The sequence below is a fragment of the Nonomuraea sp. NPDC049758 genome, from assembly GCF_040674635.1.
Classification (GTDB): domain Bacteria; phylum Actinomycetota; class Actinomycetes; order Streptosporangiales; family Streptosporangiaceae; genus Nonomuraea.
On record NZ_JBFAMZ010000008.1, the window covers coordinates 367190 to 393180 of the forward strand.

Annotated in this window: 21 protein-coding genes; 9 read left to right on the forward strand and 12 right to left on the reverse strand. The window is 71.7% G+C overall.

Features of this window, described 5'->3' with window-relative positions:
• Positions 1 to 42: 42 nt before the first annotated feature.
• From AB0J46_RS23560 to AB0J46_RS23585, 6 genes are all read right to left on the reverse strand, one after another.
• Positions 43 to 2049, reverse strand: a complete 2007-nt coding sequence (locus AB0J46_RS23560; RefSeq protein WP_364335363.1) for a right-handed parallel beta-helix repeat-containing protein — start codon at positions 2047 to 2049, stop codon at positions 43 to 45.
• Between the two features lie 25 nt (positions 2050 to 2074).
• On the reverse strand, positions 2075 to 2932 hold the full coding sequence (locus AB0J46_RS23565; RefSeq protein ID WP_364335364.1) for a carbohydrate ABC transporter permease: 858 nt from the start codon (positions 2930 to 2932) through the stop codon (positions 2075 to 2077).
• Between the two features lie 9 nt (positions 2933 to 2941).
• Positions 2942 to 3892 (reverse strand): sugar ABC transporter permease, encoded by a 951-nt coding sequence (locus AB0J46_RS23570; RefSeq protein WP_364335366.1) that lies wholly within the window; start codon positions 3890 to 3892, stop codon positions 2942 to 2944.
• Positions 3874 to 5121 (reverse strand): extracellular solute-binding protein, encoded by a 1248-nt coding sequence (locus AB0J46_RS23575; protein ID WP_364335368.1) that lies wholly within the window; start codon positions 5119 to 5121, stop codon positions 3874 to 3876. Before AB0J46_RS23575 ends, AB0J46_RS23570 begins: the two co-directional genes overlap by 19 nt.
• Before the next feature lie 227 nt (positions 5122 to 5348).
• On the reverse strand, positions 5349 to 7181 hold the full coding sequence (locus tag AB0J46_RS23580; protein WP_364335370.1) for a heparinase II/III family protein: 1833 nt from the start codon (positions 7179 to 7181) through the stop codon (positions 5349 to 5351).
• The gene (locus tag AB0J46_RS23585; RefSeq protein WP_364335372.1) at positions 7171 to 8433 is read right to left on the reverse strand and encodes an alpha-L-fucosidase; all 1263 of its coding nucleotides are present in this window, start codon (positions 8431 to 8433) and stop codon (positions 7171 to 7173) included. Before AB0J46_RS23585 ends, AB0J46_RS23580 begins: the two co-directional genes overlap by 11 nt.
• Before the next feature lie 95 nt (positions 8434 to 8528).
• Between AB0J46_RS23585 and AB0J46_RS23590 the strand changes: the two genes are divergently transcribed.
• Positions 8529 to 9329 (forward strand): hypothetical protein, encoded by an 801-nt coding sequence (locus AB0J46_RS23590; protein WP_364335374.1) that lies wholly within the window; start codon positions 8529 to 8531, stop codon positions 9327 to 9329.
• 46 nt (positions 9330 to 9375) lie between these two features.
• Here the strand turns inward: AB0J46_RS23590 and AB0J46_RS23595 are convergent, their stop codons facing one another.
• Both AB0J46_RS23595 and AB0J46_RS23600 read right to left on the reverse strand, forming a co-directional pair.
• On the reverse strand, positions 9376 to 10284 hold the full coding sequence (locus AB0J46_RS23595) for an aldo/keto reductase (RefSeq protein ID WP_364335376.1): 909 nt from the start codon (positions 10282 to 10284) through the stop codon (positions 9376 to 9378).
• Positions 10281 to 12182 (reverse strand): hypothetical protein, encoded by a 1902-nt coding sequence (locus AB0J46_RS23600; protein WP_364335378.1) that lies wholly within the window; start codon positions 12180 to 12182, stop codon positions 10281 to 10283. The genes AB0J46_RS23595 and AB0J46_RS23600 overlap by 4 nt, the downstream gene beginning before the upstream one ends.
• Before the next feature lie 147 nt (positions 12183 to 12329).
• Between AB0J46_RS23600 and AB0J46_RS23605 the strand changes: the two genes are divergently transcribed.
• The 4 genes from AB0J46_RS23605 (at position 12330) to AB0J46_RS23620 (ending at position 15909) form a co-directional block, all read left to right on the forward strand.
• The gene (locus AB0J46_RS23605; protein ID WP_364335380.1) at positions 12330 to 13187 is read left to right on the forward strand and encodes an amidohydrolase family protein; all 858 of its coding nucleotides are present in this window, start codon (positions 12330 to 12332) and stop codon (positions 13185 to 13187) included.
• 25 nt (positions 13188 to 13212) lie between these two features.
• A complete protein-coding gene (locus tag AB0J46_RS23610) occupies positions 13213 to 14208 on the forward strand; it encodes an acetylxylan esterase (RefSeq protein WP_364335382.1) in 996 nt (331 codons plus the stop codon).
• Between the two features lie 56 nt (positions 14209 to 14264).
• Positions 14265 to 14993 (forward strand): GntR family transcriptional regulator, encoded by a 729-nt coding sequence (locus AB0J46_RS23615; RefSeq protein ID WP_364335384.1) that lies wholly within the window; start codon positions 14265 to 14267, stop codon positions 14991 to 14993.
• A gap of 70 nt (positions 14994 to 15063) precedes the next feature.
• Positions 15064 to 15909, forward strand: coding sequence for an SAM-dependent methyltransferase (locus tag AB0J46_RS23620; RefSeq protein ID WP_364335386.1), 846 nt, complete (start codon positions 15064 to 15066; stop codon positions 15907 to 15909).
• Here the strand turns inward: AB0J46_RS23620 and murJ are convergent.
• Positions 15899 to 17497 carry a murein biosynthesis integral membrane protein MurJ gene (gene murJ, locus AB0J46_RS23625; protein WP_364335388.1) on the reverse strand — a complete coding sequence of 533 codons (1599 nt, stop codon included), beginning with the start codon at positions 17495 to 17497 and terminating at the stop codon, positions 15899 to 15901. The two genes, AB0J46_RS23620 and murJ, sit on opposite strands and share 11 nt — an antisense overlap.
• A 92-nt stretch (positions 17498 to 17589) precedes the next feature.
• Positions 17590 to 19359 carry a right-handed parallel beta-helix repeat-containing protein gene (locus tag AB0J46_RS23630; protein WP_364335390.1) on the reverse strand — a complete coding sequence of 590 codons (1770 nt, stop codon included), beginning with the start codon at positions 19357 to 19359 and terminating at the stop codon, positions 17590 to 17592.
• Here AB0J46_RS23630 and AB0J46_RS23635 point away from each other — a divergent pair.
• From AB0J46_RS23635 to AB0J46_RS23645, 3 genes are all read left to right on the forward strand, one after another.
• Positions 19346 to 19693 carry a hypothetical protein gene (locus AB0J46_RS23635; RefSeq protein ID WP_364335392.1) on the forward strand — a complete coding sequence of 116 codons (348 nt, stop codon included), beginning with the start codon at positions 19346 to 19348 and terminating at the stop codon, positions 19691 to 19693. The genes AB0J46_RS23630 and AB0J46_RS23635 overlap by 14 nt on opposite strands.
• Before the next feature lie 124 nt (positions 19694 to 19817).
• Positions 19818 to 20087, forward strand: coding sequence for a hypothetical protein (locus AB0J46_RS23640; RefSeq protein WP_364335394.1), 270 nt, complete (start codon positions 19818 to 19820; stop codon positions 20085 to 20087).
• Between the two features lie 163 nt (positions 20088 to 20250).
• A complete protein-coding gene (locus AB0J46_RS23645; RefSeq protein ID WP_364335396.1) occupies positions 20251 to 21258 on the forward strand; it encodes an RNA polymerase subunit sigma-70 in 1008 nt (335 codons plus the stop codon).
• Between the two features lie 66 nt (positions 21259 to 21324).
• On the opposite strand, the gene AB0J46_RS23650 is transcribed toward AB0J46_RS23645, so the two are convergent.
• Together AB0J46_RS23650 and AB0J46_RS23655 are read right to left on the reverse strand one after the other, a co-directional pair.
• On the reverse strand, positions 21325 to 21909 hold the full coding sequence (locus AB0J46_RS23650) for a dihydrofolate reductase family protein (RefSeq protein ID WP_364335398.1): 585 nt from the start codon (positions 21907 to 21909) through the stop codon (positions 21325 to 21327).
• A gap of 109 nt (positions 21910 to 22018) precedes the next feature.
• Complete coding sequence (locus AB0J46_RS23655) at positions 22019 to 22591, reverse strand: hypothetical protein (RefSeq protein ID WP_364335400.1); 573 nt, start codon at positions 22589 to 22591, stop codon at positions 22019 to 22021.
• A 96-nt stretch (positions 22592 to 22687) separates the two neighbouring features.
• On the opposite strand from AB0J46_RS23655, the gene AB0J46_RS23660 reads away from it, so the two are divergent.
• Positions 22688 to 25984, forward strand: a complete 3297-nt coding sequence (locus AB0J46_RS23660) for a serine/threonine-protein kinase (RefSeq protein WP_364335402.1) — start codon at positions 22688 to 22690, stop codon at positions 25982 to 25984.
• Positions 25985 to 25991 lie beyond the last annotated feature (7 nt).

Consider the following 25991-nt stretch of genomic DNA (forward strand, 5'->3'; position numbering starts at 1 on the left):
GGCGCCCGTGGTGGAGTCCACGGACGCCGGGCTGCTTCTGTCCTACCGGGTCGCTCCGGCCACCCACTTGGGGGCGCCGTACTGGTATGCGCCGAGGCTGGGGAGCGGGTCCGTCGAGCCGTCGTTGACGCCGGGCAGCGGGATCGCCTGGTTGCGCGCCGGGGACGCCTCCGACAGCCGGTAGTCGCGCCCGGCCGGGTCGACGAACAGCGGGTCGACGTCGCCCGGCAGGTTGTTGGACAGCACCATCCCGCCGTTCGTGGCGCCGTCGAGGCCGCGGATCGGGCCGATGTTGTTGTAGACCTTGGTGCCGGTCGAGTTGCCGGGCTCCTTGACGTAGAACATCGTCATGCCGCCGGTGTTGTTGTAGACGCCGTTGTTGTGCGAGCCGCCGCCGAGGCCGTTGAGCATGACGGTCCCCTCGGGGTTGCCCCAGCCCACGTTGGCGGCGATCGTGATGTTGCTCTGCCCGTTGTCGGCGTAGACGCCGGTGACCCCGAACTTGGTGGCGCCCCACCTCGGCGCCGGATCGTGCAGCACGTTGTGGTCGATCGAGGTCCCCAGCATGTCGGAGCCGCAGCAGGTGTAGACCGCGGCCACGTCCAGGCTCAGCCGGGCGTACTGGGAGATGTCGTTGTAGGCGATGCGGTCCGGCCCCGGCGTGCCGCCGGCGGCGTTGTCCCACTGCAGGTTCACGCCGCTGCGGCCGACCCGGTAGATGGTGTTGTGCGTGACCGTCTGGCTGTTGCCCTGCACGGCGACGCCGGCCGCGTAGGTGCCCAGGTAGTCCACGTCGTGGATGACGTTGTTCGTCGCGGTGTTCCGCATGCCGCGCAGCGCGATGCCGTTGCCGGCGCTGAGTGACAGGTCGCTGTTGACGACCTTGTTGTCCGTGCCGTTGAGCACGATGCCGGTGTCGGCGACGCCCCGGGTGACGGTGGAGCCGCAGTCGGTGGCGCCGCGGGTGATGTCGGTGTAGTGCGACAGGTACGTGCCGGTGATCCCGTCGATCACGACGTGGCTGCTGCCCGGCCCGGTCTCGACGGTGGAGGCGAACAGGCCGAGGCCGGCGATCGTGGTGTGGCTGGCGTTCCGCAGGTCGAAGGCCAGCGGGCGGGCCTTGGCCTCGATCACGTGCCGGTCGGGGTCGTCCTCGCTGTACAGGTAGAGCCGCTTGCCGGCCGGGTCGTAGAACCAGGTGCCGGGGTGGGCGAGTTCGCCGATCTTGCCGGCGAGCGCGTACCGGGTGTCCTTCGGGACCACCTTGTGGACGCACGGCGGCGCCACGTCGAGCACGACCGAGCCCACGTCGGAGCTCTTGATCGTGGAGGTCGCGGTGATGTACCAGTAGTTCGTCGTCACGCGGGCGCCGTTCCAGTAGCCGGCCGGGCGGGTCAGCGCGTCGTCGGCGACGGTGGCCTCCGCGCTGCCCGGCCCGGCGTACCGCGCCGCGGGTTCGAGCAGGTCGAGGCCGGGGTAGGGCCACTGGGCCTCGACGTTCATCCGCTTGTCGGTGAAGGTCTGCACGGTCGTGACGTCGGGTCCGAGATCGGCGCGGGCGCTGTAGACGTGACCGTCGCGCACGGCCTGGGCGAAGGGCGAGCCCGCCGCGTACGGGTCCGACCGCGCGATGCGGGCCACGTCCTGGCCGGTGACCGGGGACCAGCCCCTGATCCGCTTGGCGCCGCTCACCGTCACGCGCGCGCCGGGGGCCGCCCGGTAGGTGATGGGCAGTCCGGCGGCGCCCGACCGGGCGGGCACGACGGTCTCCTCGTACGTGCCCGACTGGATCAGGCAGGTGTCGCCGGGCGTCATGACGTCGGCGCACCGCTGGATGCGGCGGTAGGCCGTCGCGGCCGACCGGCCGTCGGCCGAGTCCCTGCCCCACGGCGCGACGTGGTAGGTGGTGCCGCCCGCGCCCTGCGCGGCCGCCGCCGGGACGGCCGTGACGGCCGCCGGCACCACCGCGAGCACCGTCGCGAGCACCGTCGCGAGCACCGTCGCGAGCACCGTGGCCGCGAGCGGCCGCCGAAGGCGTAACAAGGTCATGGTCCCTCTTTCCGTGACGGGCCGTTCAGCCCTTGACCGCGCCGACCGTGAGGCCGCTGATGATGTGGCGCTGCATGTAGACGAAGAAGATGACGACCGGTGCCACCGCCAGCAGCAGGTTGGGGAACACCCGCGTCAGGTCGGTCGAGTACTGGCTGATCCCGGCGTAGATGGCGGTCGTCACCGTGTACCGGCCGGAGCCGGGGCTGAGCAGGATCTGCGGGCTGACGAAGTCGTTCCAGATCCCGATCGAGTTGAGGATCAGCACGGTGACCACCGCGGGCCGCATCAGCGGGAAGATGATCGTCCAGAACGTGCGCAGCCGGCCCGCGCCGTCGATCATCGCCGCCTGGTCGATGGAGGCCGGGATGGTACGGATGAAGCCGACGAACAGGAAGATGCTCACCGGAAGGGTCGAGGCCACGTCGTGGGCCACGAGGCCGGCCACGGTGTTGGCCAGGCCGACCGAGCGCAGCACGTAGATCACCGGGATCACCAGCGCGGCGCCCGGGATGAACGTGCCCGCGAGGAAGTACAGCAGCAGCAGCTGGGAGCGGCGGCTGAGGCTGCGCGCGATCGCGTACGCCGCCGGCCCGGCCAGCAGAATGCACAGGACGTCCACGACGACGACGAGGAACAGCGTGAAGCCGTAGCTGCGGATCACGTTGTACTGGGGGCTGTCGACGGCGTTGGCGAGGTACTCGAAGGTGAGGTCGCCGAACGGGAGGGAGAAGGGGTTGCCGAGGATGTCGTCCTGGGACTTGAAGCTGTTGACCACGAGCAGATAGACCGGCACGGTCATGGCCACCAGGAGCAGCGCCAGCATGACCGGGCGCACGAAGGAGCGGCGCCTGCCGTGGGCGGCTCGCGTTGGTTCGATCATCACCGTCCCCTAACTCGTCGTGGCGCGGTCTTGCCGGTTGCGCGCGGCGGTCACCAGCAGGGCGAGGGCGGCGCACACGACCATGAGGAAGACGGCCTGCGCGTTGGCGTAACCGACCTTCGTCCCCTCGAAGGACCTGGCCAGGATGAGGAACGAGTACGTCTGCGTGGCGCCCGCGGGCCCGCCGTTGGTGAGGCTCACGACCAGGTCGTAGGTCTTGATCAGGCCGATGAGGTTCAGCACGGTGGCCACGGTCACCACCGGGGAGATCATCGGGATCACCACGCGCAGGTTGGCCTGGCGCCGGGTCGCGCCGTCGATCGCCGCGGCCTCCAGCAGTTCGGCGGGGACCGTCTGGAGCGCGGCGACGAACAGCACGACGTTGAACCCGAAGCCGGCCCACACGATCACCGCGATGAGCGAGACCAGGGCGAGGTTCTCCTCGAAGAGGAAGCCGACGGGCCCGATGCCGAAGTGCTGCAGCGTGCTGTTGACGGCGCCGTTCGTGCCGAGGATCGCGGCCCAGAGGAAGCCGAGGATCAGCGCGCTGATCACGTGCGGGTAGTAGGCGAGCGTGCGGAAGAACGAGTTCGTCCGCGAGCGCTCCTTGAGCAGCAGCGCGTACGCCAGGCCGCCGCCGATCATGAGCAGGGTGCCGGTGACGGCGACGAGGGCGGTCACGTACCAGGCGCTGGTCGAGCTCGGGTCGTCGAACAGGTGCAGGTAGTTCTCGAAGCCGACGAACACCGCCTCGGAGAAGCCGTTCCAGTCCGTCAGGCTGAGGTAGACCGCCACGCCCACCGGGACGACGGTCATCACCGTGTAGACCAGCACGGACGGCGCGACGAGCCCGAAGGTCACCGCCTTGGCCCGGTGTCTCGCCGGCAGCCACTCGCGGCGCGGGCGCCGCGGCTCGGACGCCTGCCGCTCCGGCCGCCGGGTCAGCTCTGCGAGTTCCACCACTTGTCCAAACCGGCGGCGACCTGCTCGGCCGTGGCGCCCGTGTACAGCTTCTGCACCTGCGTGTTGAGCTCGGCCGGATAGCCCTCGACCGGCTGGCGCTCGCCCGACTTGACCAGCACGGACGGCGCCTCCTCCAGGATCTTCTGGACCTGCGTGCCGAGGCTGGACATCTTGTAGGTGAAGCCCTTGCGCAGGTTGCCGTCGGCGGCGAGCTGGCTCTCGATCGCGGCCGGGTCGGTGACCAGCCACTTCACGAAGTCGATCGCGGCGGCCTTGTGCTTGGAGGCGTTGACGACCACGTACGGGCTGGCGATGTTGCCGTACTGGCCGGTGGGGTGGGAGCCGTCGGTCGGCATGGAGAAGACGCCGATCTCGTCGCTCTTCTTCGCCGCGTCGGCGGCCGGGACGAAGAAGGAGCCCATGACGTACATCGCGGACTTGCCGTCGAGGAAGGCCGTCTGCCCGTCGGCGTAGGTCAGGCCGAGCGCGCTCTTGTCGAGGTAGCCCTGGTCGATCCAGCTGCGGAAGCGCTGGAGGTACTTCAGGTAGTCGCCGGTGGCGAAGGAGACCTGGTTCTGCTTGCGCTTGACCGTCCAGTCGGGGTCGGCGGTGAGCACGCCGGAGTCGGCGATCAGGGAGAACTGCGCTCCCGGCACCCACTGCCCGGCGCTCTGCAGCGGCGTGTAGCCGGCGCTCTTCAGCTTTGCCATGGCGTCCTGGAACTGGTCGAGCGTCTTGATGGCGGTGGCGTCGAGACCGGCCTTGGCGAAGGCGGCCTTGTTGTAGAAGACGAGCGACTGGATCTGCTGGCCGACGCCGACCAGGTAGCGCTTGCCGTCCACGGCGTACTGGTCGGCCAGCGGGGTCTGGCCGGTCCACGCCTCGCCGGTGAGGTCGGCGAAGAGGGCGGCGTTCTCCTTGGTGGGGGTGATCTGCTGGGCGATGTCCGGCGGGTCGCCGGCGGCGAGGTCCTGGGTGAGCTTGGCGGTCGCCGAGACGGTCCCGGTGAGCTCCAGGTTGACCTTCACCCCCGGGTGGCTCTGCTCGTACTTCGCGAACAGTCCCTTCCAGTACTGCTCGGTCAGGTTCGGGCTGATGTTGACGATGATCCGCAGAGTCGTGGCGCCGGCCTGCGCCGGGTCCTCGCCGCCGCAGGCGGTGGCCGCGGCCACCACGGTGGTGGCGGCCACCGCGACCGCGCACGCCCGGCGCAACTGTGTTCCCATATCCGCTGCACGCTCCAATTGCATAGTCATGACCGGTGGAAGGTCGGGGGTGGACTGGCCGTCTTCGGGAGCCGCCCGCCCGGGGGCCACCTGAGTGAGGGGGTCGGGCTGCGCGGGCCGGCGTGGCGGACGGCGTGACGGCTCGACACGATCGACGCGGCGACATCGACCACCATCAACGTCCATCGCCTATCGATAGGTGATGTTATGTGGCATATCTAACTTGTTCAAGAGTCATTTCGTGCGTGCCGGCGAAAGCTCACGGCGAACCGGCCGCCGCTCCCCGGCCCGGTGACGGCCAGCGTCAGCCGGGTCAGCCGGGAGCCCCAGCTGCGCGCGAGACGCGGGTCGTCGATGTCCCGGTGCTCGACGGACGCGGCGCCGACGGCGGCGTCCCAGCGCAGTTCGAGCGGCGGTGCCCCGTCCGCCGTGACGACCGCTCGGCCCGGCCCGCACTCGACCTCGCCGGCGAGAACGTGCCGGAACAGCACGGTCCGCGGGCCTGCGGCCCATTCGTCCTCCACGCTGACGTACGGCTCCGGGCCGTCGCGCACCAGCCGGACGACACGCTCCCAGCGGGTGAGCAGGCCCGCCGGATAGGCGGCGCTCAGGTCCGCCCGCAGGACGGCCTGGCCCTCGCCGAACCGGACGGCGACGTCCCGCGCGCCGTGCTCCGGCCCCGGGAGCTGCCCGTGCCCCGGTTCGGGCACGTTGTGCCAGGCGCTCCGGAACGGCCACTCCTCGTAGCGGCGCGGGCCGAACGTCGCGGCGGTGTAGGTCGGCTGGCCGACGTCCACGACCATCGGGCGTCCGTCGAGCGCCACCCAGTAGGAGCCGACGTCGAGGTGGTTGTGGTGCTCGCCGTTGTGGCCGGCCTTCGCCGCCACGGTCAGCCCGTCCGTGCTCCCGGCCCGCTCGCGCGCGACCATGACCTGGATGCGCGGCAGCCAGCACTCGCGGGCCAGCCAGGGCGAGCCGTCCGGCGTCCCGCCGGCCGCGACCGCCCGGCGCCACCGCCCGTCCGCCAGCGCGGCCATGGCGCGCCCGAGCCCGGCCCTGGGCTGGACGACGCCGCCGGACGCGCGTGCGGCGGCCACCGCGTACGCCACGGTCTCCGGTTGCTCCAGCCGCTCGCCCCAGCGGAAGAGCACCTGCCACGGCCGCTCGCCGGAGAGCCGGGCCGGAGCGTCGCCGGTGTTGACGTACCAGTCCGCGCCGAGGTGCATGCGCGGCGGGTAGGCGAGCAGGGCGGGCAGCACCGGCGGGCCGGGGTCGTCCAGCAGGTCCAGCGCCTCCAGCAGCCGGCACGCTCCCTGCCACCAGTACGCGATGCCCTCGTCGATCCCGCCGTCGTCGGGGAGCCCGGTGACGTAGTGGTCCAGCCCCTCGGCGACCAGGCGTGCCAGGCGCTCGCGCCGCCGGACGTCGTCGCAGAGCAGCAGCGCGGCCGCCAGGACGGCGCCGTGGATCCAGGGGTTCCAGTTGTTCGCCCGGCCGTCGCGGCCGATCCAGTGCCAGTCGCGCACCCGCTCGAACGGGATGAGCACCCGCCGGTCGGCCTCGCGGCGCAACCTGCGGCGCAGCCCCGGCGCCCTGACGTCCAGATGCGGGCCCAGCGCGTGGTCGGCCCAGGCGAACAGCGCCGCGATCTCGGCCGCGCCCAGGTCGAGGAAGGGGTCGTCGGGATCGGGCACGACCTCGCCCCGGGCCGCGGCCCCCCGATCGTGCGGCGCCCAACACCACGTGCTCGTCTCGGCGAGCGCCATCAGCCCGTCCACGACGGCGTCCAGGTGCGGGCACGCTCCGGGGGGCGCGGTCGCGGGGGCCACCTCGCCGGTGAGCACGGCGGCGAGGGCGAGGACGTCCACGCGTTCGCGCAGCCGCCGCGCCTTGTCCTCGTGGACGGCCCGCGCCCCGTCGCGGAACGTCCGGGCCCAGTCGTCCAGGGACAGGCGCGGGGCCGGCCGGGCCAGCTCCTCGGCCGCGGCGGTCAGGACGGCGTCGCGGGCCTCGGCGGGCACCGCGTCCCACACCGGCCGCGCGGTGACGTCAGGAACCATCGTCGTCGCGCAGCACGAGCTCGACGACCGGCAGCGGCACGTCCGGCGCGGCGATGGGCAAGGTCAGCGTGAGCGTGCCCGGCGGCTGGCCCGGCAGGGCGAGGTTGTTGTGCTCGTGCTGGTCTCCGTCCGCCTGGTGGAAGCGCACCTCGGAGCCGTCGTGGAGGAACTGGGCGTAGCGCACGCGTCCGGCGAGGCCGGGCAGGTGGACGTGCTTGAGCGGCCAGGACAGCAGGTGCAGGTAGAGGCGGCCGGCCCGCTGGGTGTAGAGCGCGTTGGGCGGCGGGGTGAACGAGCTCGGCCCCGCGCCGTGCACGGCCCTGGCGTGCAGCGACATCCACTCCCCGATCGCGGCCAGCGTGTGCCGGGCCCGCGGGTCGAGCGCGCCGCGGCCGGTGGGCCCGACGTTGAGCAGCAGGTTGCCGGCGCACGCGACGGACTGGACGAGCATCCGGATCAGCAGCGCCGGGTCCTTGTAGTCGTGGTTGTCGCGGTCGTAGCCCCAGGAGCCGTTGAGCGTGTGGCACGCCTCCCACCTGACCTGGACGCCGTCGCGGGTGAGCGGCCGGTCGGGCTGGTACTGCTCGGGCGTCACGTAGTCGCCGGGGATGCCGAGGCGGTCGTTCACCACGATCCGCGGGTTCAGGGCGCGCGCGGTCGCCATCAGCTCCTCCGCACCCCAGTCGGCGGGCCCCTTCGCCGGGTAGGTGAAGTCGAAGAAGAGCAGGTCGATCGGGCCGTACCCGGTCAGCAGCTCGCGTATCTGCCCGTTCATGTACGCCCGGTAGCGGGCCATGTCGCGCGTGGCGTTCGCGTCCGGCGGCGCGCTGTCGCGCAGCGGGTGGTACTGGTCGATGGTGAAGTCGGGGTGACGCCAGTCGAGCAGCGAGTAGTAGAGCCCCACGCGCAGGCCCTCGGCCCGCATGGCCGCGGCGAACTCGGCGACCAGGTCCCGGCCGGCCGCGCGGGCGCTGGTGTAGCCGGTGAGCCCGGAGTCGAACAGGCAGAACCCGTCGTGGTGCTTGGCGGTCAGCACCGCGTAGCGCATCCCGGCGGCACGGGCGTTCCTGGCGAGCTCGGCCGCGTCGAACAGGTCGGGGTCGAACTGTTCCAGGTAACGGTCGTAGTCCTCGTCCGGCATCTTCTCCCGGCTGCGCACCCACTCGTGCCGGGCGGCGAGGCTGTAGAGCCCGAAGTGGACGAACATCCCGAACCGCGCTTCCTCGAACCACTCCGTCGGCCCCGCCGGCATCCCGGTCTCCTCTCACGGTTGACAGCCCTCATCGGTCGGCAGTTACATCTACCATCGATAGGCGATAATTGTCGATGTGTTGGGATGAGGCAGAAATGAGCACGAACGGGCATGTCGGGGCACCGGAGACGGGCGTCTACGAGACGATGCTGGGACCGGCGCACTCCTCGCCCTTCGTCCGGCCCGGCGCGGGCCTGGTGGACGCCCTCGCGGACGTGAGCGCCGCCACCGCGTGCGCCAAGCTCCACCAGATGGGCATTACCCGCACCTTCATCGACGGCCCCGTCCCCCTGCACCGGGAGCCGGGCGTCCGGATCACCGGCGGCGCGGTGACCCTGCAGTTCCTGCCCCAGCGCGAGGACGTCTTCTCCGGCACCGGACAGGAGGACGCCGAGCGCAAGACCGCGCTGTGGGCGGTGCTGGAATCCATCCGGCCCGGCGACGTGCTGGTCATCTCCGCGCAGGCCAGCCACTTCACCGGCTGCCTCGGCGACATGCTCGTCCGCTACTTCAAGCTGCGCGGCGGAGCGGGCATCGTCGTGGACGGGCGGGTGCGCGACGCCGAGCGGGTGCGCGCGCTCGGCGTGCCGATCTGGTGCACGGGCGTGACGCCGCACTACGCCTCGCAGGCCGAGCTGTTCCCCTCGGCCTTCAACGTCCCGGTCGGGGTGGGCGGCACGCTGGTGACGCCCGGCGACCTGATCGTCGCCGACGAGGACGGAGCGGTCGTCGTCCCGCAGCGGAGCGCCCTGGCGGTGGCCGAGGACTCCCTCCTGCACCAGGACCGCGAGGAGTTCGCCCGCCGCCGCCTGGACGAGGGCGGCCGGCTGTCGGACTACTACCCGCTGACCGGAGCCGGCCTCGCCGAGTACCTGGCCGCTCGCGAGAACGACTGAGAAACGGGGGGCGGGGCGGGCGAACCCGCCCCGCCGGGGTCTTCCTCTATCCGTCCAGCAGCTCGGGAGGGACGAAGCCCTCCTCGGCGAGCCGGCGCCACAGCTCCGGCGGGATCTCCGTACGCCAGGCGGCCGCGTTGTCCTTCACCTCGGCCGCCGACCGGCAGCCCACCACGACCGACCGCACGGCGGGATGGAGGAAGGGGAACTGGACGGCCGCCGCGGCGAGCGGCACCCCGAACTCCGCGCAGACGGCGCGGCAGCGCTCGGCCCGCGCGAGCACGCCGCCCGGCACCGGCCGGTAGTCGAACATGGCCTCCGGACGCGGGTCGGCGAGCAGCCCGGTGTTGAAGACGCCGCCCACGACCACCGCCGTGCCGGTCTTCAGGCACAGCGGCAGCAGGGTCGTCAGCGCGTCGTGGTCGAGCAGCGAGAAACGCCCGGCGATGAGGACGACGTCCACGTCGAACTCGGCCACGTACGCGGCCAGCGGTTCGCTGTGGTTCATGCCGAACCCGACGGCGCCGGCCAGCCCCTCCTCCCGCAGCCTGCGCACGGCCGGGTAGGCGGTACGGCGCACGTCCTCGGGGAAGTCGTCGGGGTCGTGCAGGTACAGGATGTCGACGGAGGGCCGCCGGAGCCGTTCCAGGCTGGACTCCAGCGACCGGCGGATGCCGCGTTCCGTCCAGTCGGTGACCACCGTCTGCCCGGGGCGCAGCAGCCAGCCCGCCTTGGTGGAGATCACCGGCTCGGCGGCCCCGCCACCGGTCGCGAGCGCGCGGCCGAGCCGTTCCTCGGCGACCCCGTGGCCGTAGCGGGGCGCGGTGTCGAAGTAGGTGACGCCCTCCTCGACGGCGGCGGCCACCGTGGCGGCCGCGTCCTGCTCGGAGACGTCCTGGAACAGATTGCCGATGGGAGCGGTGCCGAGCCCCAGCCGCGGCAGCTCGGCCCTCATCGCCGCACCTCCATCGGCGGAGCCTCGTACGTGGGTGTCCCGCCGCGCAGCGTCATCGTCAGCGTGAGCCGTACGTGCGTCGAGCCCGGCAGCCGCACGTGGACGTGCGGCCCCTCGACGGGAGTGGGCGGCTCGTCGTCGGCGCGGACCTCGTGGACGACGTGCTCGGCGAACGTGCCCGCCTGCACGACGAGCCAGCGCGGCGCCTGGCCGAGGTTGGCCAGCTCGACCACGGTGTGCTCGGCGTCGATGCTCGTGACCAGCGCGGCGACGTCGGCGGGCAGGCCCGGACGGCGCTCCTCGGCGTCGAAGTACCGCAGGTGCATCTGCGCCAGCGCGCCGTTGTAGAGCACCTGCGGCGATCCGGTGGTCAGCTGCAGCAGCGCCTCCGTGACGACCGGGTTGCGGTCCTGCCAGTCGTGGATGCCGAACGCGTCGGGGCCGACGGCGGGGTCCACCGGGTCGGCCGCGATGGACTCCAGCCGCTGGGCGCAGGTGTCGATGGCGCTGCGCAGCATCCGCTCGGGGAAGCCGGGGTTGCGGCCGGCGAGGTACTCGTACCAGGGCTCCTCGTGCCCGGACTCCTCCTTGGTGCGCTGGGTGTGCACCGCCGTCCAGTCCCAGCTCGCCTCCTCGCGGAGCCGGTCGACGCGCTGCCGGTCGGCGGCGGCCCGGCTGAACTGCCACAAGGCCACGGGCAGCTGGGTCGGCATGATGTTGTGGTCGAACCACCCGGAATCGTCGCGGCGCATGGGCGCCATGAGGGTCGGCTCGTGCTCCAGCCCGCGCAGGTGGGGCCGCCAGCGCTTGGTGATGGTGGGGACGTCGGCGGGGCGGCGCCGTTCGGCCCGGTCGAGCACGACGTCCAGCGGGTTCCTGGCCAGGTCCAGGTAGGAGGCGTCGCCCGTCAGCAACGTCGCGTTGGCCGCGCCGACGATCGCCGCCGTCCCGACGGGTGGCAGGCCGTGGGGCCAGGACCAGCCGTAGTGGCCGCCGTACCAGCGGCCGTCCAGGTGCTCGCCGACCACGCCGTGCAGGCCCGCGTTGTCGGGGACGACGTCGCGGCCGTCCAGGCGCCGCCGCCAGGCGTCGACGTACTCCACCACCCAGTCGGCGTGGCGGGACTCGCCGCCGAGCAGGTAGGCGTTGGTGACGAGGCTGGTCGCGCAGAGGTTGACGATCGTGTCGCCGCGGCCCATGCGCTCCCACATCACCCGGCCGTACGCGCGGGCCCGCGCCGGATCGGCGGCCAGGTCGTCGAAGGGCGCGGCCTCGTCGATCCAGTCGAGGGGCAGCCCGTAGGGGCGCAGGGCCGTGCTCCACGGGAAGTACACGTCGTGGTCGCTGAAGCCCCAGCGGGGGCCGGCGGCGCCGTTGTGCGGCGCGCGGATGATCCGGTGCTCGGGGTCGTAGTTGGGGCCGCCGGGCAGGTAGAGGTCGGCGAAGCGCCCGGCCAGCTCCCTGAGCTCGCCGTCGCCGGGCGCCGCGAGACAGAGCCCGTAGAACAGCAGCATGCCCTCGCCCTGGTGGAACCAGTCGTAGCCGCGCTCGAACTCGTCGACCAGCATGCCCATCCCGGTCAGCTGGGCGGTGACGCCCCGCCAGTGCCGTCGCGCCGCCGCCAGGACGTCCGCGCTGCCGCCGAGCAGGTACAACGTCGGCCAGTTGAAGAACGCCTCGTAGAAGTCGTCGACCCCGTCGCGGCCGTCGAGCCCCTCCCCCAGCCTGTCGCGGAAGACCAGCCGGCCGTCGTCCTCGGTGTAGCGGTCGGCGAAGATCCGCCACGCCTTGTCCTGGACGGCGAACAGCTCCCGCTCCAACACGGCCCACCGCGGCGGGGTCGTCAGTCCGCGGGAGGCCCGCACCTCCGGCACGCGGGAGGCGTCGAAGGCCGTCACCGCCTGCCACCCCGCTCCGCCGCGCCGCCGGGACGTCTTGCTGCCATGCGCATGAGAACACCTGTAATCGCTGATCGATAGCCGATGATTAGAATCATCATGAGCGCGGATCAACGTGTCAATACTGGCCGAACATACGGAGCACAGGTGATCGACTGCCACGCCCACCTCTGGGACCTCGACGGCGGCTATCCGTGGATCACGCCGGAGTCACCCCACCACCGGTCGTTCACGGCCGGCGACCTGGCCGCGGCGGGCGACGGCCTCGGCCTGACCGGGACGATCCTGGTCGAGGCGTCCCGGGGCGACCGCGGCGAGACCTGGCGGCTGCGCGACCTGCGCCTGCGTCACCCGGACCTGATCGCCGGGCATGTCGGCAACCTCAACGTCCACTCCGGGATCGAGCCGTCCCGGTTCCGGGACCTCATGGACGAGGCCCGCCCCAACGGGATGCGGCTCGGCGGCCCCTCGTGGGCGGCCACGCCCGCCTCGGCCCGCGCGCTGGTCCCCGTGCTGGCCGAGCTCGGGGTGGCGCTCGAACTCAACCTGCACGCCGCCGCCGTCGGCGTCGCGGCCGAGGTCGCCGCGCGGCACCCGGAGCTGACCGTGGTCGTCGACCACCTCGGCAACCCTCCGAACCTGCTGGCGGCCGACCCGGGCGAGTGGCGCGAGCACGTGCGGCGGGCGGCCCGCACCCCGAACGTGATCATGAAGATCTCCGGCCTGCTCACCCAGCAGCACGGCGTGCCGCCGGAACGGGTGGCCGCGCTGGTCGCCCACGTGGTCGAGGCGTTCGGTCCAGGCCGGTGCGTCGTCGGGTCCGACTGGCCGATCTGCCTGCCCCGGGGGTCCCGTGCCGAGTCGTTGCGGCTCGCCACGCTCGGGCTCGCCGGGCTGACGGCCGGGGAGCGCGAACGGGTGCTGCGCACCACCGCCGAACGCGCGTACCGCCTGGCACCCCCGGTTGACAACGCTCCGGAGCCCCTGCTTCGATGCGACAGTTGATCGATAAGCGATGATTGGTTAATCGATGGCCCATTTCGACCTCCCCCAGGACCAGCTCGAACGGTACCTGCCGACCCTGCCGGAACCGGCGGACTTCGATGCGTTCTGGGCGAAGACGCTCGCCGGAACGAGCGGCATCGACCTCGCCATGACGGCCGAGCCGGCGCCGAACGGGCTGGCCACGATCGACACCTTCGACGTCACGTTCGCGGGCTACGGCGGCCACCCCGTCAAGGGCTGGTTGCACCTGCCGGTGACCAGGACCGGCCCCCTTCCCGCCGTCGTGGAGTACCTCGGTTACGGCAGCGGCCGCGGGGTGGCCCACGAGAAGCGGCTCTGGGCGTGCGCCGGTTACGCGCACTTCGTCATGGACACCCGCGGCCAGGGCGCCGAGACGCCCGACCCCGATCCCGCGACCGGCGACGTCGCGGCCCCGGGTTTCCTGACCCGCGGCGTGCTGGACCCCGAGCGGTACTACTACCGCCGCCTGTACACCGACGCCGTGCGGGCCGTCGCGGCGGTGCGCACGCATCCGGAGGTGGACGCGTCCAGGATCGCGGTGACCGGGACCAGCCAGGGCGGCGGGATCGCCCTGGCCGTGGCCGGGCTCGTCCCCGACCTCGTGGCGGTCATGCCGGACGTGCCGTTCCTGTGCCACTTCGGGCGGGCGACGACCTTCACCGACCAGCCGCCGTACGTGGAGTTCACCCGGTTCGTGAAGCTGCACCGGGAACACGCCGGGACGGCGATGCGCACCCTGTCGTACTTCGACGGCGCGACGCTCGCCCGCCGGGCCAACGCGCCGACGCTCTTCTCCGTCGGCCTCATGGACCGCATCTGCCCGCCCTCGACGGTGTACGCGGCCTTCAACCACTACGGCGCGCTCCACGACCTGCCCGAGGCGCGCAAGCGGATCAGCGTCTACCCGTTCAACGACCACGAGGGCGGCGGCCCGGCGCACGAGGCCGTCAAGCTCGCCTGGCTGGCGGATCGCCTGCAATCGATACCTGCTAACCGATGATCGCGTATCATGACAGCGGGGATCGGGGACGCGCGAGATCGCATGATGAGGACTTCATGGCATCGACACGGCAAGCCAACAGTGACTTCGCCTCCAGACTGGCCACGAGCAAAGACTCGGTCCGTCCCACCTTGATCTCCGATCGGGTGTACGAGCTGCTCCGCCAGGCCATCGTCGAGGGCGACCTCGCGCCGAACGAGCGCGTGGTGGAGTCGGAGATCGCACGCCGTCTGGGCGTGAGTCAAGCGCCGGTTCGCGAGGCCGTCAAGCAGCTGGCCCGCGAGGGGCTGCTCGTGCACGTGCCACGCCGCGGCAACTTCGTCGTCGAGATCTCCACCGAGCACGCCGAGTACGCCCGCCAGGTGCGCGAGCCGCTCGAACGCCTCGCCGCCCAGCTCGCCGCCGGGCACGTCAGCGACGACCAGCTCCGCGAGCTTGAGGACCTGGTCGAGCAGATGCACCAGGCCGTGGCGATGAACGACGTCGGCAAGTTCCGCGACATCGACATCGCCTTCCACACCAGGGTCAGCCAGATCGCGGGGAACCCGTTCCTGACCCGGATGTGGGAGGTCCTCGAACCGAGCCTGCGCGCGCTGCGCGCCATCGCCGACCCGCTGTTCGACGGCGACTGGCACGCGATGGCCGACGAGCACGGCCGCCTGGTCTCGCTGCTGCGCGACGGCGACCCCGCCAAGGCTGCCGAGGCGTTCGCCGACCATTCCGCGGGCCGCTCCCCCGTCCCCGACCGCCGCGCCCGCAAGAAGAGCAAGCCCTCTTCTCGCTGAGCCCAGGATGTTGTTGTTCCAGGTGTGATTCGCCGGATTCCACCCCCTGAATCCCGCTAACGTGGGGCACATGGCAGTTGATCAACATGGAGGTGCGGGGGTGGCCGGCGACAGGCGGACGGGGGTCGATCTCAGGACGAACGTGCCGCACTCGGCGCGGGTCTACGACTACCTCCTGGGGGGCAAGGACAACTTCGCGGCCGACCGCGCGGCGGCCGAGGAGGTCATCAAGATCGCCCCCTACATGCCGACGTCCGTACGCGCCAACCGCGACTTCATGGTCAGGGTGACCCGCCACCTGGCGGCCGAGCGCGGCGTCGACCAGTTCATCGACATCGGCACCGGGCTGCCCACCTCGCCCAACCTGCACGAGGTGGCCCAGCAGGCCGACCCCGCCGCCCGGGTCGTCTACGTGGACAACGACCCGCTCGTCCTCGTCCACGCCCGCGCCCTGCTCACCAGCGGCCCGGAGGGCAGAACCCGCTACATCCAGGCCGACCTGAACGACCCGGACGCCATCATCGGCTCGGCCGAGGTCCGCGACACCTTCGACTTCGCCCGTCCCGTCGCGCTGTGCCTGATCGCCGTGGTGCACTTCATCCCCGACGACTCCGACGTGCGCTCGATCATCGAGCAGCTGATGAAGCCGCTGCCGCCGGGCAGCTTCCTGGCCCTGTCCACCATCACGCTGGACAGCGCGCCGAGCCGGCTGGTCAGCGAGGCCGTCGCCCAGTACAACCGGCGCGGCATCATGTCCAAGGCCCGTACCAGGGCGCAGATCGAGGAGCTCTTCACCGGGTTCGAGCTCGTCGAGCCGGGTGTGGTGCCGGTGCACCGGTGGCGGCCCGACGACCGGGCGCTGCTCGTGGAGGACTCCATGGTCTCGATGTACGGCGGCCTCGCCGTCAAGGCCTGACCGGCCCCCGGAGGGCGGCGGTGAGGGCTCCGAACTCGGTGATGCGCAGGACCCGCGCGGCCAGGGCGTAGAGGGCGGCGCCGATCGCGGCCGCGGTGCAGAGGGTGACGAGTGAGCCGGTCCAGTCCGTCCCGAGCCTGGCGCCGAGGACGCGGTTGACGACGGCCGCGGCGAGACCCGCGACGATCGCCGCGGCGAGCATCCGGGTGTGGGTGCCGAGAAGGCGGTGTCCGTCGACTCTGCCGATCCGGCGGCGCAGCATCTGGGCCGTGAGGAGCATCCCCGCGGTGTAGGCGACGGCGGAGCAGGCGGCGAGGGCGATGACCACGTTCGGTCCTGGCGCGAGTCGTGCGGCGGTCAGGCAGGCGGCGACGGTGACGGCGGAGACGCCGACGCTCAGCAGAGCCGGGGTGCGGGTGTCGCCGAGCGCGTAGAAGACCCGCACCATGATCTGGTAGCCGGCGAACGGGACGAGGGCGAGGCCGTGGACGGCGAGCACCGAGCCCGTGAGGCGGGCCGCGGCGGGCGAGGCGTTGCCGTGGGCGAACAGCACGGTCGTCAGCTGCGGGCCGAGCACGATCAAAGCCGCGGCGACGGGAACCAGGACCACGCCGGTGAGCCGCAGACTCCGGGACAGGTCGGCGGTCACCCGGGCGAGGTCACGATCGGCCGCCGCCCGGCTCATCCTGGGCAGCACCGCGGTGATGACGGTGACCGCGATGACCGCGTAGGGCAGCTGGAACAGGGTGTAGGCGTTGGAGTGGACGGCGACGGCGCCGGGCCCGGCCTGCGAGGCGATCCGGGTGATCACGAGGAAGACGGCCTGGGCCGCGGCCACGGACGCGATGGTCCATCCGGCCAGGGCGACGATGCGGCGGACGCCGATGCCTCGCGGGTCGGCGCGCAGCCGTAGCCGGAACCCGGTTCGCCGGCTGACCACGACGAGGACCGTCATCTGGGCGGCGACCCCCGCGCTGGTGCCGATCGACAGCAGCAGCACCTGGACGCCGGTCAGCGACTCCAGCTTCCCGGTGCCGCCGATCAGCAGGAAGACCGAGGCGGTGGCGATGACGACGAGGTTGTTGGCCACCGGCGCCCACATGGGCGAGACGAAGCGGCTGCGCGCGTTGAGGATCGCGGCCAAGGTCGCGCTCACTCCGTAGAACAGGATCTGGGGCATGAAGTACCGGGTGAACACGACCGCCAGATGCCGCTGGTCAGGGCTGAACCCCGGAACGTAGAGGTCCACGACGAACGGCGCGGCGACGATCGTCACGATCACCACGGCTCCGAGGCCGTAGACCACCAGCGACAGCAGCCGCTGGGCGAACAGGTCGTCGTCGATGTCGCGGTCGGCGGCCGTGCGGACCAGCAGCGGAACGAGCACGCCGGCCAGCGCGCCGCCGAAGACGAGCTCGTAGACGGTGTTGGGGGTGACGTTCGCCGCGGTGTAGGCGTCCAGCAGCTTGGTTCCCAGCCCGAGCGCGGCGACCAGCGCCAGCGTGCGGACGAAGCCGGTGGCCCTTGAGACGGAGGTGGCGATCGCCATCGCCCGTCCCGTCCGCATGAGCCTGGGCTGATCAGGCATGGGTGATCTCCTCCGTCTGCGCCTCGGTGCCGGAACGACGGCGTCCGGGACGAGGCCCCCCGTCGGAGGGGCCTCGGTGTTCTTCATGCCTACTACGTTTGCGCGGCCCGCATCGCCACGTCATCGATCCGGAACGCCGACCCGGTGGGGGCGCTCCAGACGAAGGTCCAGTCGACGCGGGTCGCGCCCGCCGGCGCGGTGAACGTGCCGGCCGCCTCCGTCCAGGCCGTCTTCTGCGGCAGGGGGACGGGGTCGGTACGCAGCACCGCGCCGTCCTCGTCGCGCCAGCGCACGTTCCAGGTGACGGTGGGCATCGTGGCCACGGCCTCCCGGTACCACAGCGACACGCGGTAGCTCTTACCGGCGATCACCCCGCTGTATCCGGGGTACTTGTCGAGCGCCACCGCGCTCCCCGACCCTTCGGTGCTGGTCAGCTGCAGCGAGCCCGTGCCGCCGTGCGCGTCGCCGGTCTGGTGCGCCAGGCTGGATCCGTACCACGCGGAGTAGGGCGCCGTCGAGGCGTCCTCGAAGTTCTGCTCGGTGATCGGCGGCACCTCGGGCGCCTTGCCGTCGAACGTGCTGCCGGCGTCCTGGCCGTACTGGGGGCCGACCCACTCCGCGGCCGTGACGCGTCTGCCCATGTCGTAGATCCTGAACTGCCACGGTCCCGTGTAGGTGTTGTCGTGCCAGGAGTTGTTCGACTGGAAGACGATCGACTTCTCGATCTTCTCTCCCAGGTACGGGGACCACTCCGGGTGCGCCGTGCCCCAGTTGGACAGCAGGCTCATCTGCCCGCAGTACTGCGTCGAGCAGCCGCCGCCCACGGCGCCGGGGTCGAAGGAGAAGGTGTTGTGGTGGATGTCGAGGTTCTTCGTCCACCAGCGGCAGTCGGTGTAGAGCGGCTCGTCCTTGATGGCCGGCGGCGCGCACTTCGAGGTGTTGGCCGGCCCGACGATCAGCGTGCAGTCGCTGGTGGTCGAGGCCGCGCTGCCGCAGAACCGGTCGGCGTTCGCCCACGCGGTGATCCCGCCCCAGTTGTTCTCCAGCAGGTTGCCGGTGACCTCGATCTTGCCGGTCCGCGCCGGGATGCGCGGCTCGCCGTCCGCCTCGGACAGGTAGATCGCCGCGTCGGGGAACGAGTCGCCCTTCGCCGCCCGCTCGGCACCCGCCTTCCAGGTGTTGCGGCGGAGGGTGTTGTTCCGGATCACCGCGTTGTAGCTGATCTCGTAGAAGATCCCGATCGACTCGTTGTCCTCGATGATGTTGTTCTCAATAAGGAAGTCGTTGTTGTTGGTGTCCGCCCAGATCCCCGGGCCGTGGTTGTGGTGCACCCAGTTGCCGGTCACGTCGGCGCCGTTCACCGCCCAGAACTTCAGGCCGCCGGTGCATCCGCACCCTTGGCCCTGGTGCTCCCAGTCGTCGGTGTTGTTGCCGGTGACCTCGTTGTCCGCCACCACCAGGCCGGTGATGTGGTCGCCGTGCTGGGACGCGTTCAGGCCGAGCTGGCCGTTGTCCTTGATGCAGTTGCCGCGGATCTGGTTCCTGGCCCCGGCCATCAGCGCCGCGCCGGAGTTGTCGCGGAACGTGTTGTGCTCCAGGACCCAGTCGTCGGCGGCGCTGTGGTTGACCACGGCCTCTTCCTGCGGCGCGACGAACCCGGTGACGGTCAGGTACCGGATGGTGACGCCGGTCGCCGTGTCGCCGAACGCGTACTGGTTCACGCCCTTTCCGTCCAGCACCGCGCCGGGCGCGCCGATGAACGTCGCGTTCTCACCGGGCAGGATCTGGGCGTATTGGGCTTGTTCCAGCGTGTGCGTGCCGGTCTCGAAGTAGTACGTGGTGTTCGGCTTGCGTAAGTTCACGCCGCTGTTGTCGCCGGCGGGCACCACCTCCGCGCCGGCGGGCGGCGTGGTGGGGCCGTTCAGCGACGCGCTTCCGCAGACGGCGGCCTTCGCCGTCGCCGCGGTTGTTCTGGTTGCCCCGGTTGTTCTGGTTGCCCCGGTTGTTCTGGTTGCCGCCGTTGCCGTCGTTGCCTTGGTCGCCGGATCGCCGGCGTCGCCACTCGCCGGCGTCGCGCCGCCCATGACGACAGCGGCGAGTGCCACCAACGCCATTGGCCACGTTCTTCTCATTCATCTTCTCCTCGGGTTTCGGCCAGCCTTTACTGCCATTGACTGCTGGCCGTCGTCACTGTAGCCCTCGTCCGCTCACAAGATCGAAGCTTGGACAAATTGGACAAATTACTGCTCAAAGCCCCCCCCGCTCGACCGCTCCCCAGAACGCGAATACGCCCCCGCCTCCGCAGGCCCACGCGCAGGCAGTGAGCAAGGATCCCGTGCAGGCGCTGAAGGCCGTTCTGACGGCCGGACACGGCATGCGTTTCACCGAGACGTCCACCCTTTCAGGTGGCGCTTCGCGGGTTTCCCGCTGGGCGGGGCGCTCGACCCACGCGGGGTGGAGTCCGGACGGGAGGCTCGACACCCGCTACAGCCGGTGGGGCGGCAAGGTGTCGATCAAGGCGCCGGACCCCCGCGAGACGACCAGCGAGCTGTGCATCGAGGGCAACTGCCACTGGCGCCTTCCGGGCTGACGCCGAGGCCCTGGCGCTTCCGGACGTCCTCGGACCCGGCTACGTCAAGGCGAGCGGGCCTCCCCGACGAGCGGCCCGGTGTCAGCGGGTGCACCGCTCAGAAATCCTCCGCCACGTCGTCAGTACTGGCAGCCCCTCGCCACCCGCGGAAGGATTGACGACCATGACCGATGCCAGACTGGCAGGCGACGACGAAGCCACGTTCATCGCGGTGGCCCGCTCGCATGACGCGGCACGGTTCGCGCTCATCACGGAGCCCTACCGGCGCGAGCTCCAGGTGCACTGCTACCGGATGCTCGCGAACTACGACGACGCCCAGGACATGACGCAGGAGACGTTCCTGCGGGCGTGGCACAAGCGGGAGTCGTTCAAGGGCCACGCCGCGCTGCGGACCTGGCTGTACCGCATCGCGACGAACGCCTGCCTCGACTTCCTGGACAAGCGCAACGACCGCACACCCGTGCCGGCCGAGCTGCCGGGCGCCGGCTCGGAAGTGCGCCACCTGCAGCCCTACCCGGACCGGATGCTCCCGGAGGACCCGCAGGAATCGGTGGTGGCGCGGGAGACGATCGAGCTGGCGTTCATCGTCGCCGTCCAGCACCTGCCGCCGCGGCAGCGAGCGGTGTTCATCCTGCGCGACGTCCTCGGCTGGCCGGCGTCGAAGGCCGCCGACGCCCTGGAGCTGACCGTCGCATCGGTGACCAGCGCACTGCAGCGGGCCCGCGTGACGATGCGCGAGCAGCTGCCCGACCGCCGCCTCGACTGGCGCAGCCCTGCCACGCACGAGCTGTCGCGTGACGAGCGCGGCGTGGTGAAGTCGTACATGGACGCCCATGAACGCAACGACCTCGACGGGCTGACGGCCCTGCTGCGCGACGACCTGCGCTTCACGATGCTGCCCGACCCCGGCGCCCTGATCGTCACGGCCGAGGACGCGGTGGACGGCTGGGTCTCCCACGGGCTCTTCCAGCGCGGCTACGACGACTGGCGCTGCATCGCCACGACGGTCAACCTCATGCCCGCCGCCGCGCTGTACCTCCGCACCGCCGACGGCCCGGAACACCGTCTGTTCAACATCGCGGTCCTGCGCATCGCCGACGGGAGGATCGCCGAGCTGACCGGCTTCGACGCCACCGACAAACCATGGCTGAGCCTGCCCGCGACGCTGTGATCGGACGGGGCCGGCGCACGGGCCGGCCTCACCGTCCTCCTCGTGCTCAGCGCGTCGGCCCTGTGCTCATCGCCGCGTCTCGTATCGGGTCAGCACCACGCCGCCGGGGAAGGTGCGCGTCTCGACCAGGTTCAGCTTCACCCAGCCGTCCAGCGCGGTGAAGAACGGCGTGCCGCCGCCCACCAGGACCGGATGGGTGACGATCACGTACTCGTCGATCAGCCCGGCCCGCATGGCCGCCGCGGCGAGCGTCGCGCCGGCGATGTCCATCGGGCCGCCGTCCTCGGCCTTGAGCCTGGTGATCTCGGCGACCGCGTCGCCGGTGACCAGGCGGGTGTTCCAGTCGACCTTGTCGATCGTCGACGAGAACACCACCTTCGGCATGTCCCGCCACAGGCGCGCGAACGCGATCTCCGCAGGGGTGGCGCCGGGCTGCTGGTCGCCGGTCGGCCAGTGGGAGCTCATCGCCTCCCACAGCTTGCGGCCGTACAGCGTCAGCTCGCTCGCCCGCATCTGGTCGTACCACCACTGGAACAGCTCGGCGCTCGGCGACGAGTCCGGCCCCTCCCCCGCACTCCAGCCGATGTCGTCGCCGGGCGCGGCGATGTAGCCGTCCAGGGTCGCGTTCATGCCGAAGATCAGTTTCCGCATCGTGCCGGCCTTCCGTGAGTCGATGTCACGTGTACAGACGGGCGCGGCGCGGAATCCTCATCGGTTCGCGATCCGCTCCGGTCGGCCCAGGGCCGGTACGGGGTCGAGATCAGAGCCGGACGCCCTTGATGATCTTCGTCAGCCCCGGCACGAGAGGCGGGGTCGCCATCACGGTGACGACGACTCCGGGGCGCTCGACCCAGCCCGAGTACACACCGGCCCCCAGCGCGCCGTCACCCCCCTGGCGAAGCACCTCGCGATCGCCGATCTTCGTGGTGGTCGTGTCACCGGAGAAGGTCCCGATGTGGAACGGCGCGTTCTTGAGCTGCGCCACCGAGGTCGCCTTCGGCCAGCACACCACCCTGACCCACAGCGACCGGTGCCGGCGGCTCATGTCGTCGCGGTCGTCCGACCACTGGTAGCTGTACTCGACCATGCCGTCGTGCTTGTTGACGAGGACCTGCCCGTAGGTGAAGCCCTTCGGGATGTGGTTGACGCGGACCCCCTTCATCGCCGCCGCGCCTCTCGCGGGCTTGTCCACCTTCGCGGCCGACGAGCGCCGCACGTCCGCCTTGGAGGGGGCGGGACAGCTGGGACGCTCCGCCGCCTGCGCGGGGAGGGCCACGAGAGCTGCGGCAACGGGGAGCACGGCCAGGGCGGCAAGATTCTGAATCTTGTTCATGTCAGGGTTGGATGCGTCCGGATCAAGAAGGGTTCGGCACTCTTTTCGCGGCAGTTCGGGCGGAACTTCGTCCGTGATGAGCGCATCAAACCCAGCGTGTTGATCGAAGGAGACCCTCAGCGGCTCGGCCGCTACTGGCTGGCCGGGCGGCTCGGCGCCGGCGGCCAGGGCGTGGTGTACGAGGCCTACGCCGAGGACGGACGCCGCGTGGCGATCAAGGTGCTGCACGGCGATCAGGTGGCGCAGCTCGGCCGGGAGGCGGCGGCCGCCCAGCGGGTGGCCTCGTTCTGCACCGCGCCGATCGTCGAGGCCAGGCTGGAGGGCCCGCGCCCCTACATCGTCAGCGAGTACGTGGAGGGCCCGAGCCTGCGCACGGCGGGCCGGATCTTCGCGGGTGACGACCTGCACCGCCTGGCCACCGCCATCGCGACGGCGCTGACCGCCATCCACGACGCCGGGGTGATCCACCGCGACCTCAAGCCCGACAACGTGCTGCTGGGCCCGGACGGTCCCCGTGTGATCGACTTCGGCATCGCCAGGACCGCCGAGATGTCGCTCACCGCGACCGGCGTGGTGAGCGGCACGCCCACCTACATGGCCCCTGAGGTGTTCATCGGCCAGCGGGCGGACGCCTCGGCGGACGTGTTCGCCTGGGGAGGCGTCATCGTCTTCGCCGCCACCGGCCGTGATCCGTTCCACGCCGAGAACCTGGGAAGCATCATGCACCAGGTGTTGTCGGCCACCCCCGACCTGTCCGCGCTGCCCAGGACGCTGCGCCGGCTGGTCGCCTCGGCGCTGTCGAAGGAGCCGGCCCAGCGGCCGACCGCCCGCGAGCTGCTGCTGGCGCTGGTCAGCGGCGACGGCGCCCTCGACACGTCCCGCCTGCTGGCCCAGGGCGGCCGGCGGGCCGCCGGGATCGGCGCGCAGGGGCACGATCCCGCGCTCGGCACGCTGGCCGAGCAGGCGTACACGATGCTCGCCCCGGCCGAGCGCGAACTGGTCCCCGAGGTGTTCCTGCGGCTGGTGACGGTGGACGAGGCGGGCGAGCTGTCGGCCCGGCACGCCGAGCTGGCCGAGCTCGTCGAGGGGCGGGCGCCGCGCGAGGCGGCCGCCGTGCGGCGGATCCTTGCCGTGTTCGGCTACCTCCTGGCCGACCAGGACGGCGGCGTACGGCTGGCCAGGCCGGCCCTGCCCCATGCCTGGCCGCGGTACCGCCGGTGGATCGAGTCCAACCTCGACGGCCTGGCCGTACACCGGCAGATCCTCACCGCGGCGCGACGCTGGGAGGCGGCGGGACGCCGGGACGGCGACCTGTTCCAGGGCAGCACCCTGGAGAACGCGATGCAGTGGGCGGCCACCGCCCGCCGGGACATCACCCTGTCGCCCACCGAACGCGACTTCCTGGCCGCGGCGGCCACCCTGGCCAGGCGCCGGGCCAGGCGGGCCCGGCTGACCTCGCTGAGCCTGGGCGGGCTGCTGGTGATCGCGCTGGTGGCCGGCGGGCTGGCCGTGCAGCAGAGCGCGGTGGCCGACGACCGGGCCGAGCAGATCGCCGGGCAGCTGACCAGGTCGGAGGCGGCCAGGCTGGCGGCGGCGGCGACCACGACCCGCCGGAGCGACCCGCACCAGGCGATGCTGGCGAGCCTCGCGGCCTGGCGACTGGACCACACGCCGGCCACCAGAGCGGCCCTGGTGGCCTCGCTGGCGCAACGCGAGACGGCGATGTTCGGCGACCCGTCCACCGCGGGCGACACGGTACGGACGCTCGGCGCCGACGGCCGCACGCTGATCAGCGCCGACTCCACCACGACGCGCGTGTGGGACGTGCGGAACGGCCGGCTCCTGCGGACGCTCGCCACCCGGGCGGCCGAGCCGCTGGACAGCGTGACGCTGAGCCCGTCGGGCAAGGTGCTGGTGACCGTGACGGCCAGGCGCGCCACCGCGGTGGACCTCGCCAGTGGCAGGCCGATCAGCGACTACGCCTTCCCCACTGCCAAGGACTTCACGAGCGAGTGGGTCGACGTGACGTTCGAGCGGGACGACTCCGTCCTGCTCCAGGAGGCTGACCGGCGTACCCGCTGGGACCTGCGAACCGGCGCTGCCACGGCGCTCGGGCCCGCCCCTGCGGGCACGTTCAGCCGGGACGGGGTCTGGCGGGCCGCACGGCGCGGTCGCCTGCTGGAGCTGACCAACCTGAGGACCGGGGCGAAGGACGTCATCGGTGACAAGGACGGCGCCGGCACCCAGGGCACCTGGAACGGCGGCGCGGCCGTGTTCGGCCCTGGCCTCATCGCGACGGTGGGGCCGCGGTCCATCCAGTTCTGGCGCAGGTCGGACACGCATCTGCTCACCTCGGTCCAGGTAGGTAGGGACGAGGAGGCGGTGCAGGGGGCCTTCGACGGAAGCACGTTCCGCTACCTGCTCGGCGACCAGGTCTTCTCGGTGGACGTGGCGGACCTGGCCGTCGAGAACGACGATCACCTCGTGGGCACGGCGGCGCTGAGCGGCGACGGGCGGCTCGTGCTCCGCGACGGCGAGCTGTCCGCCGTCGGCGGGCGGAAGATCGGCACGTTGCCGGAGGCGGAGAACGCGGCGTTCAGCCCGGACTCCCGCTTCGTCGCCACGTACGGGCCCGAGCTGCGGATCGTGGACACCGCCTCGGCCGCCGTCCAGGGCACGCTGCGCACGTCCGCCGCGCAGGCGGCCTTCTCCCCCGACGGCGCCAGGCTGGCCGTGGTCACCGAGCAGGGCGGGGTCGAGCTGTGGGACCGGCGGACCAGGCGGCGGGTGTGGTCGGCCAAGGCGGGCGCGGCGGCGTACACGGCCTTCTCCTCCGACGGCCGGACGCTGGTGGTGGCGGGCGACCGCGTACACCTGCTGGAGACGGCCGGCGGCAAGGCCGTGGGGCCGGCGTTCGGCGGCGGCGGCAGGAACGCCGAGGGGGTGCGCGCGTATTTCACCCGCTCCGGCAAGGCGGTAGTGGTGCTCGACGCGCGGCGACGGATGACGGTCTGGGACGTGGCCACGCGCCGCAGGCTGGCCACCGCGCGCGGGTTCGGCGTCCCCGCCGCCTACTCGCCGCGCGAGGACCTGCTGGCCACCCTCCAGGTGGGCGGCAGGGTGCGGCTCGTCGACGTGATGTCGGGCACGGACCTGGGCACGCTGCTCGACGAGGGCGGCGGTCAGGACCCGGAGATCGGGCAGCCGCTCGGCGTGGCGTTCACTCCCGACGGGTCGGCGGTGCTGACCGTGGACGGCAACGGCCTCGTCAGGCGGCACGCCGTGGGCGGGGAGGCGATGGCGGCGGCGGTGTGCGCAAAGGCGGGCGGGCTGAGCGCGGCCCAGTGGCGGGTGATCGTACGCGCGCTGCCGTACAGAAAGGCGTGTCCCTAGCCGGCGG

What these genes read in the sequence shown, in the direction of transcription:
- AB0J46_RS23560 (WP_364335363.1), bottom strand. Translation starts at nt 2,049, where the DNA reads ATGACCTTGTTACGCCTTCGGCGGCCGCTCGCGGCCACGGTGCTCGCG.
- AB0J46_RS23565 (WP_364335364.1), bottom strand. Translation starts at nt 2,932, where the DNA reads ATGATCGAACCAACGCGAGCCGCCCACGGCAGGCGCCGCTCCTTCGTG.
- AB0J46_RS23575 (WP_364335368.1), bottom strand. Translation starts at nt 5,121, where the DNA reads ATGGGAACACAGTTGCGCCGGGCGTGCGCGGTCGCGGTGGCCGCCACC.
- AB0J46_RS23580 (WP_364335370.1), bottom strand. Translation starts at nt 7,181, where the DNA reads ATGGTTCCTGACGTCACCGCGCGGCCGGTGTGGGACGCGGTGCCCGCC.
- AB0J46_RS23585 (WP_364335372.1), bottom strand. Translation starts at nt 8,433, where the DNA reads ATGCCGGCGGGGCCGACGGAGTGGTTCGAGGAAGCGCGGTTCGGGATG.
- AB0J46_RS23590 (WP_364335374.1), top strand. Translation starts at nt 8,529, where the DNA reads ATGAGCACGAACGGGCATGTCGGGGCACCGGAGACGGGCGTCTACGAG.
- AB0J46_RS23595 (WP_364335376.1), bottom strand. Translation starts at nt 10,284, where the DNA reads ATGAGGGCCGAGCTGCCGCGGCTGGGGCTCGGCACCGCTCCCATCGGC.
- AB0J46_RS23610 (WP_364335382.1), top strand. Translation starts at nt 13,213, where the DNA reads ATGGCCCATTTCGACCTCCCCCAGGACCAGCTCGAACGGTACCTGCCG.
- AB0J46_RS23615 (WP_364335384.1), top strand. Translation starts at nt 14,265, where the DNA reads ATGGCATCGACACGGCAAGCCAACAGTGACTTCGCCTCCAGACTGGCC.
- AB0J46_RS23620 (WP_364335386.1), top strand. Translation starts at nt 15,064, where the DNA reads ATGGCAGTTGATCAACATGGAGGTGCGGGGGTGGCCGGCGACAGGCGG.
- murJ (WP_364335388.1), bottom strand. Translation starts at nt 17,497, where the DNA reads ATGCCTGATCAGCCCAGGCTCATGCGGACGGGACGGGCGATGGCGATC.
- AB0J46_RS23645 (WP_364335396.1), top strand. Translation starts at nt 20,251, where the DNA reads ATGACCGATGCCAGACTGGCAGGCGACGACGAAGCCACGTTCATCGCG.
- AB0J46_RS23650 (WP_364335398.1), bottom strand. Translation starts at nt 21,909, where the DNA reads ATGCGGAAACTGATCTTCGGCATGAACGCGACCCTGGACGGCTACATC.
- AB0J46_RS23655 (WP_364335400.1), bottom strand. Translation starts at nt 22,591, where the DNA reads ATGAACAAGATTCAGAATCTTGCCGCCCTGGCCGTGCTCCCCGTTGCC.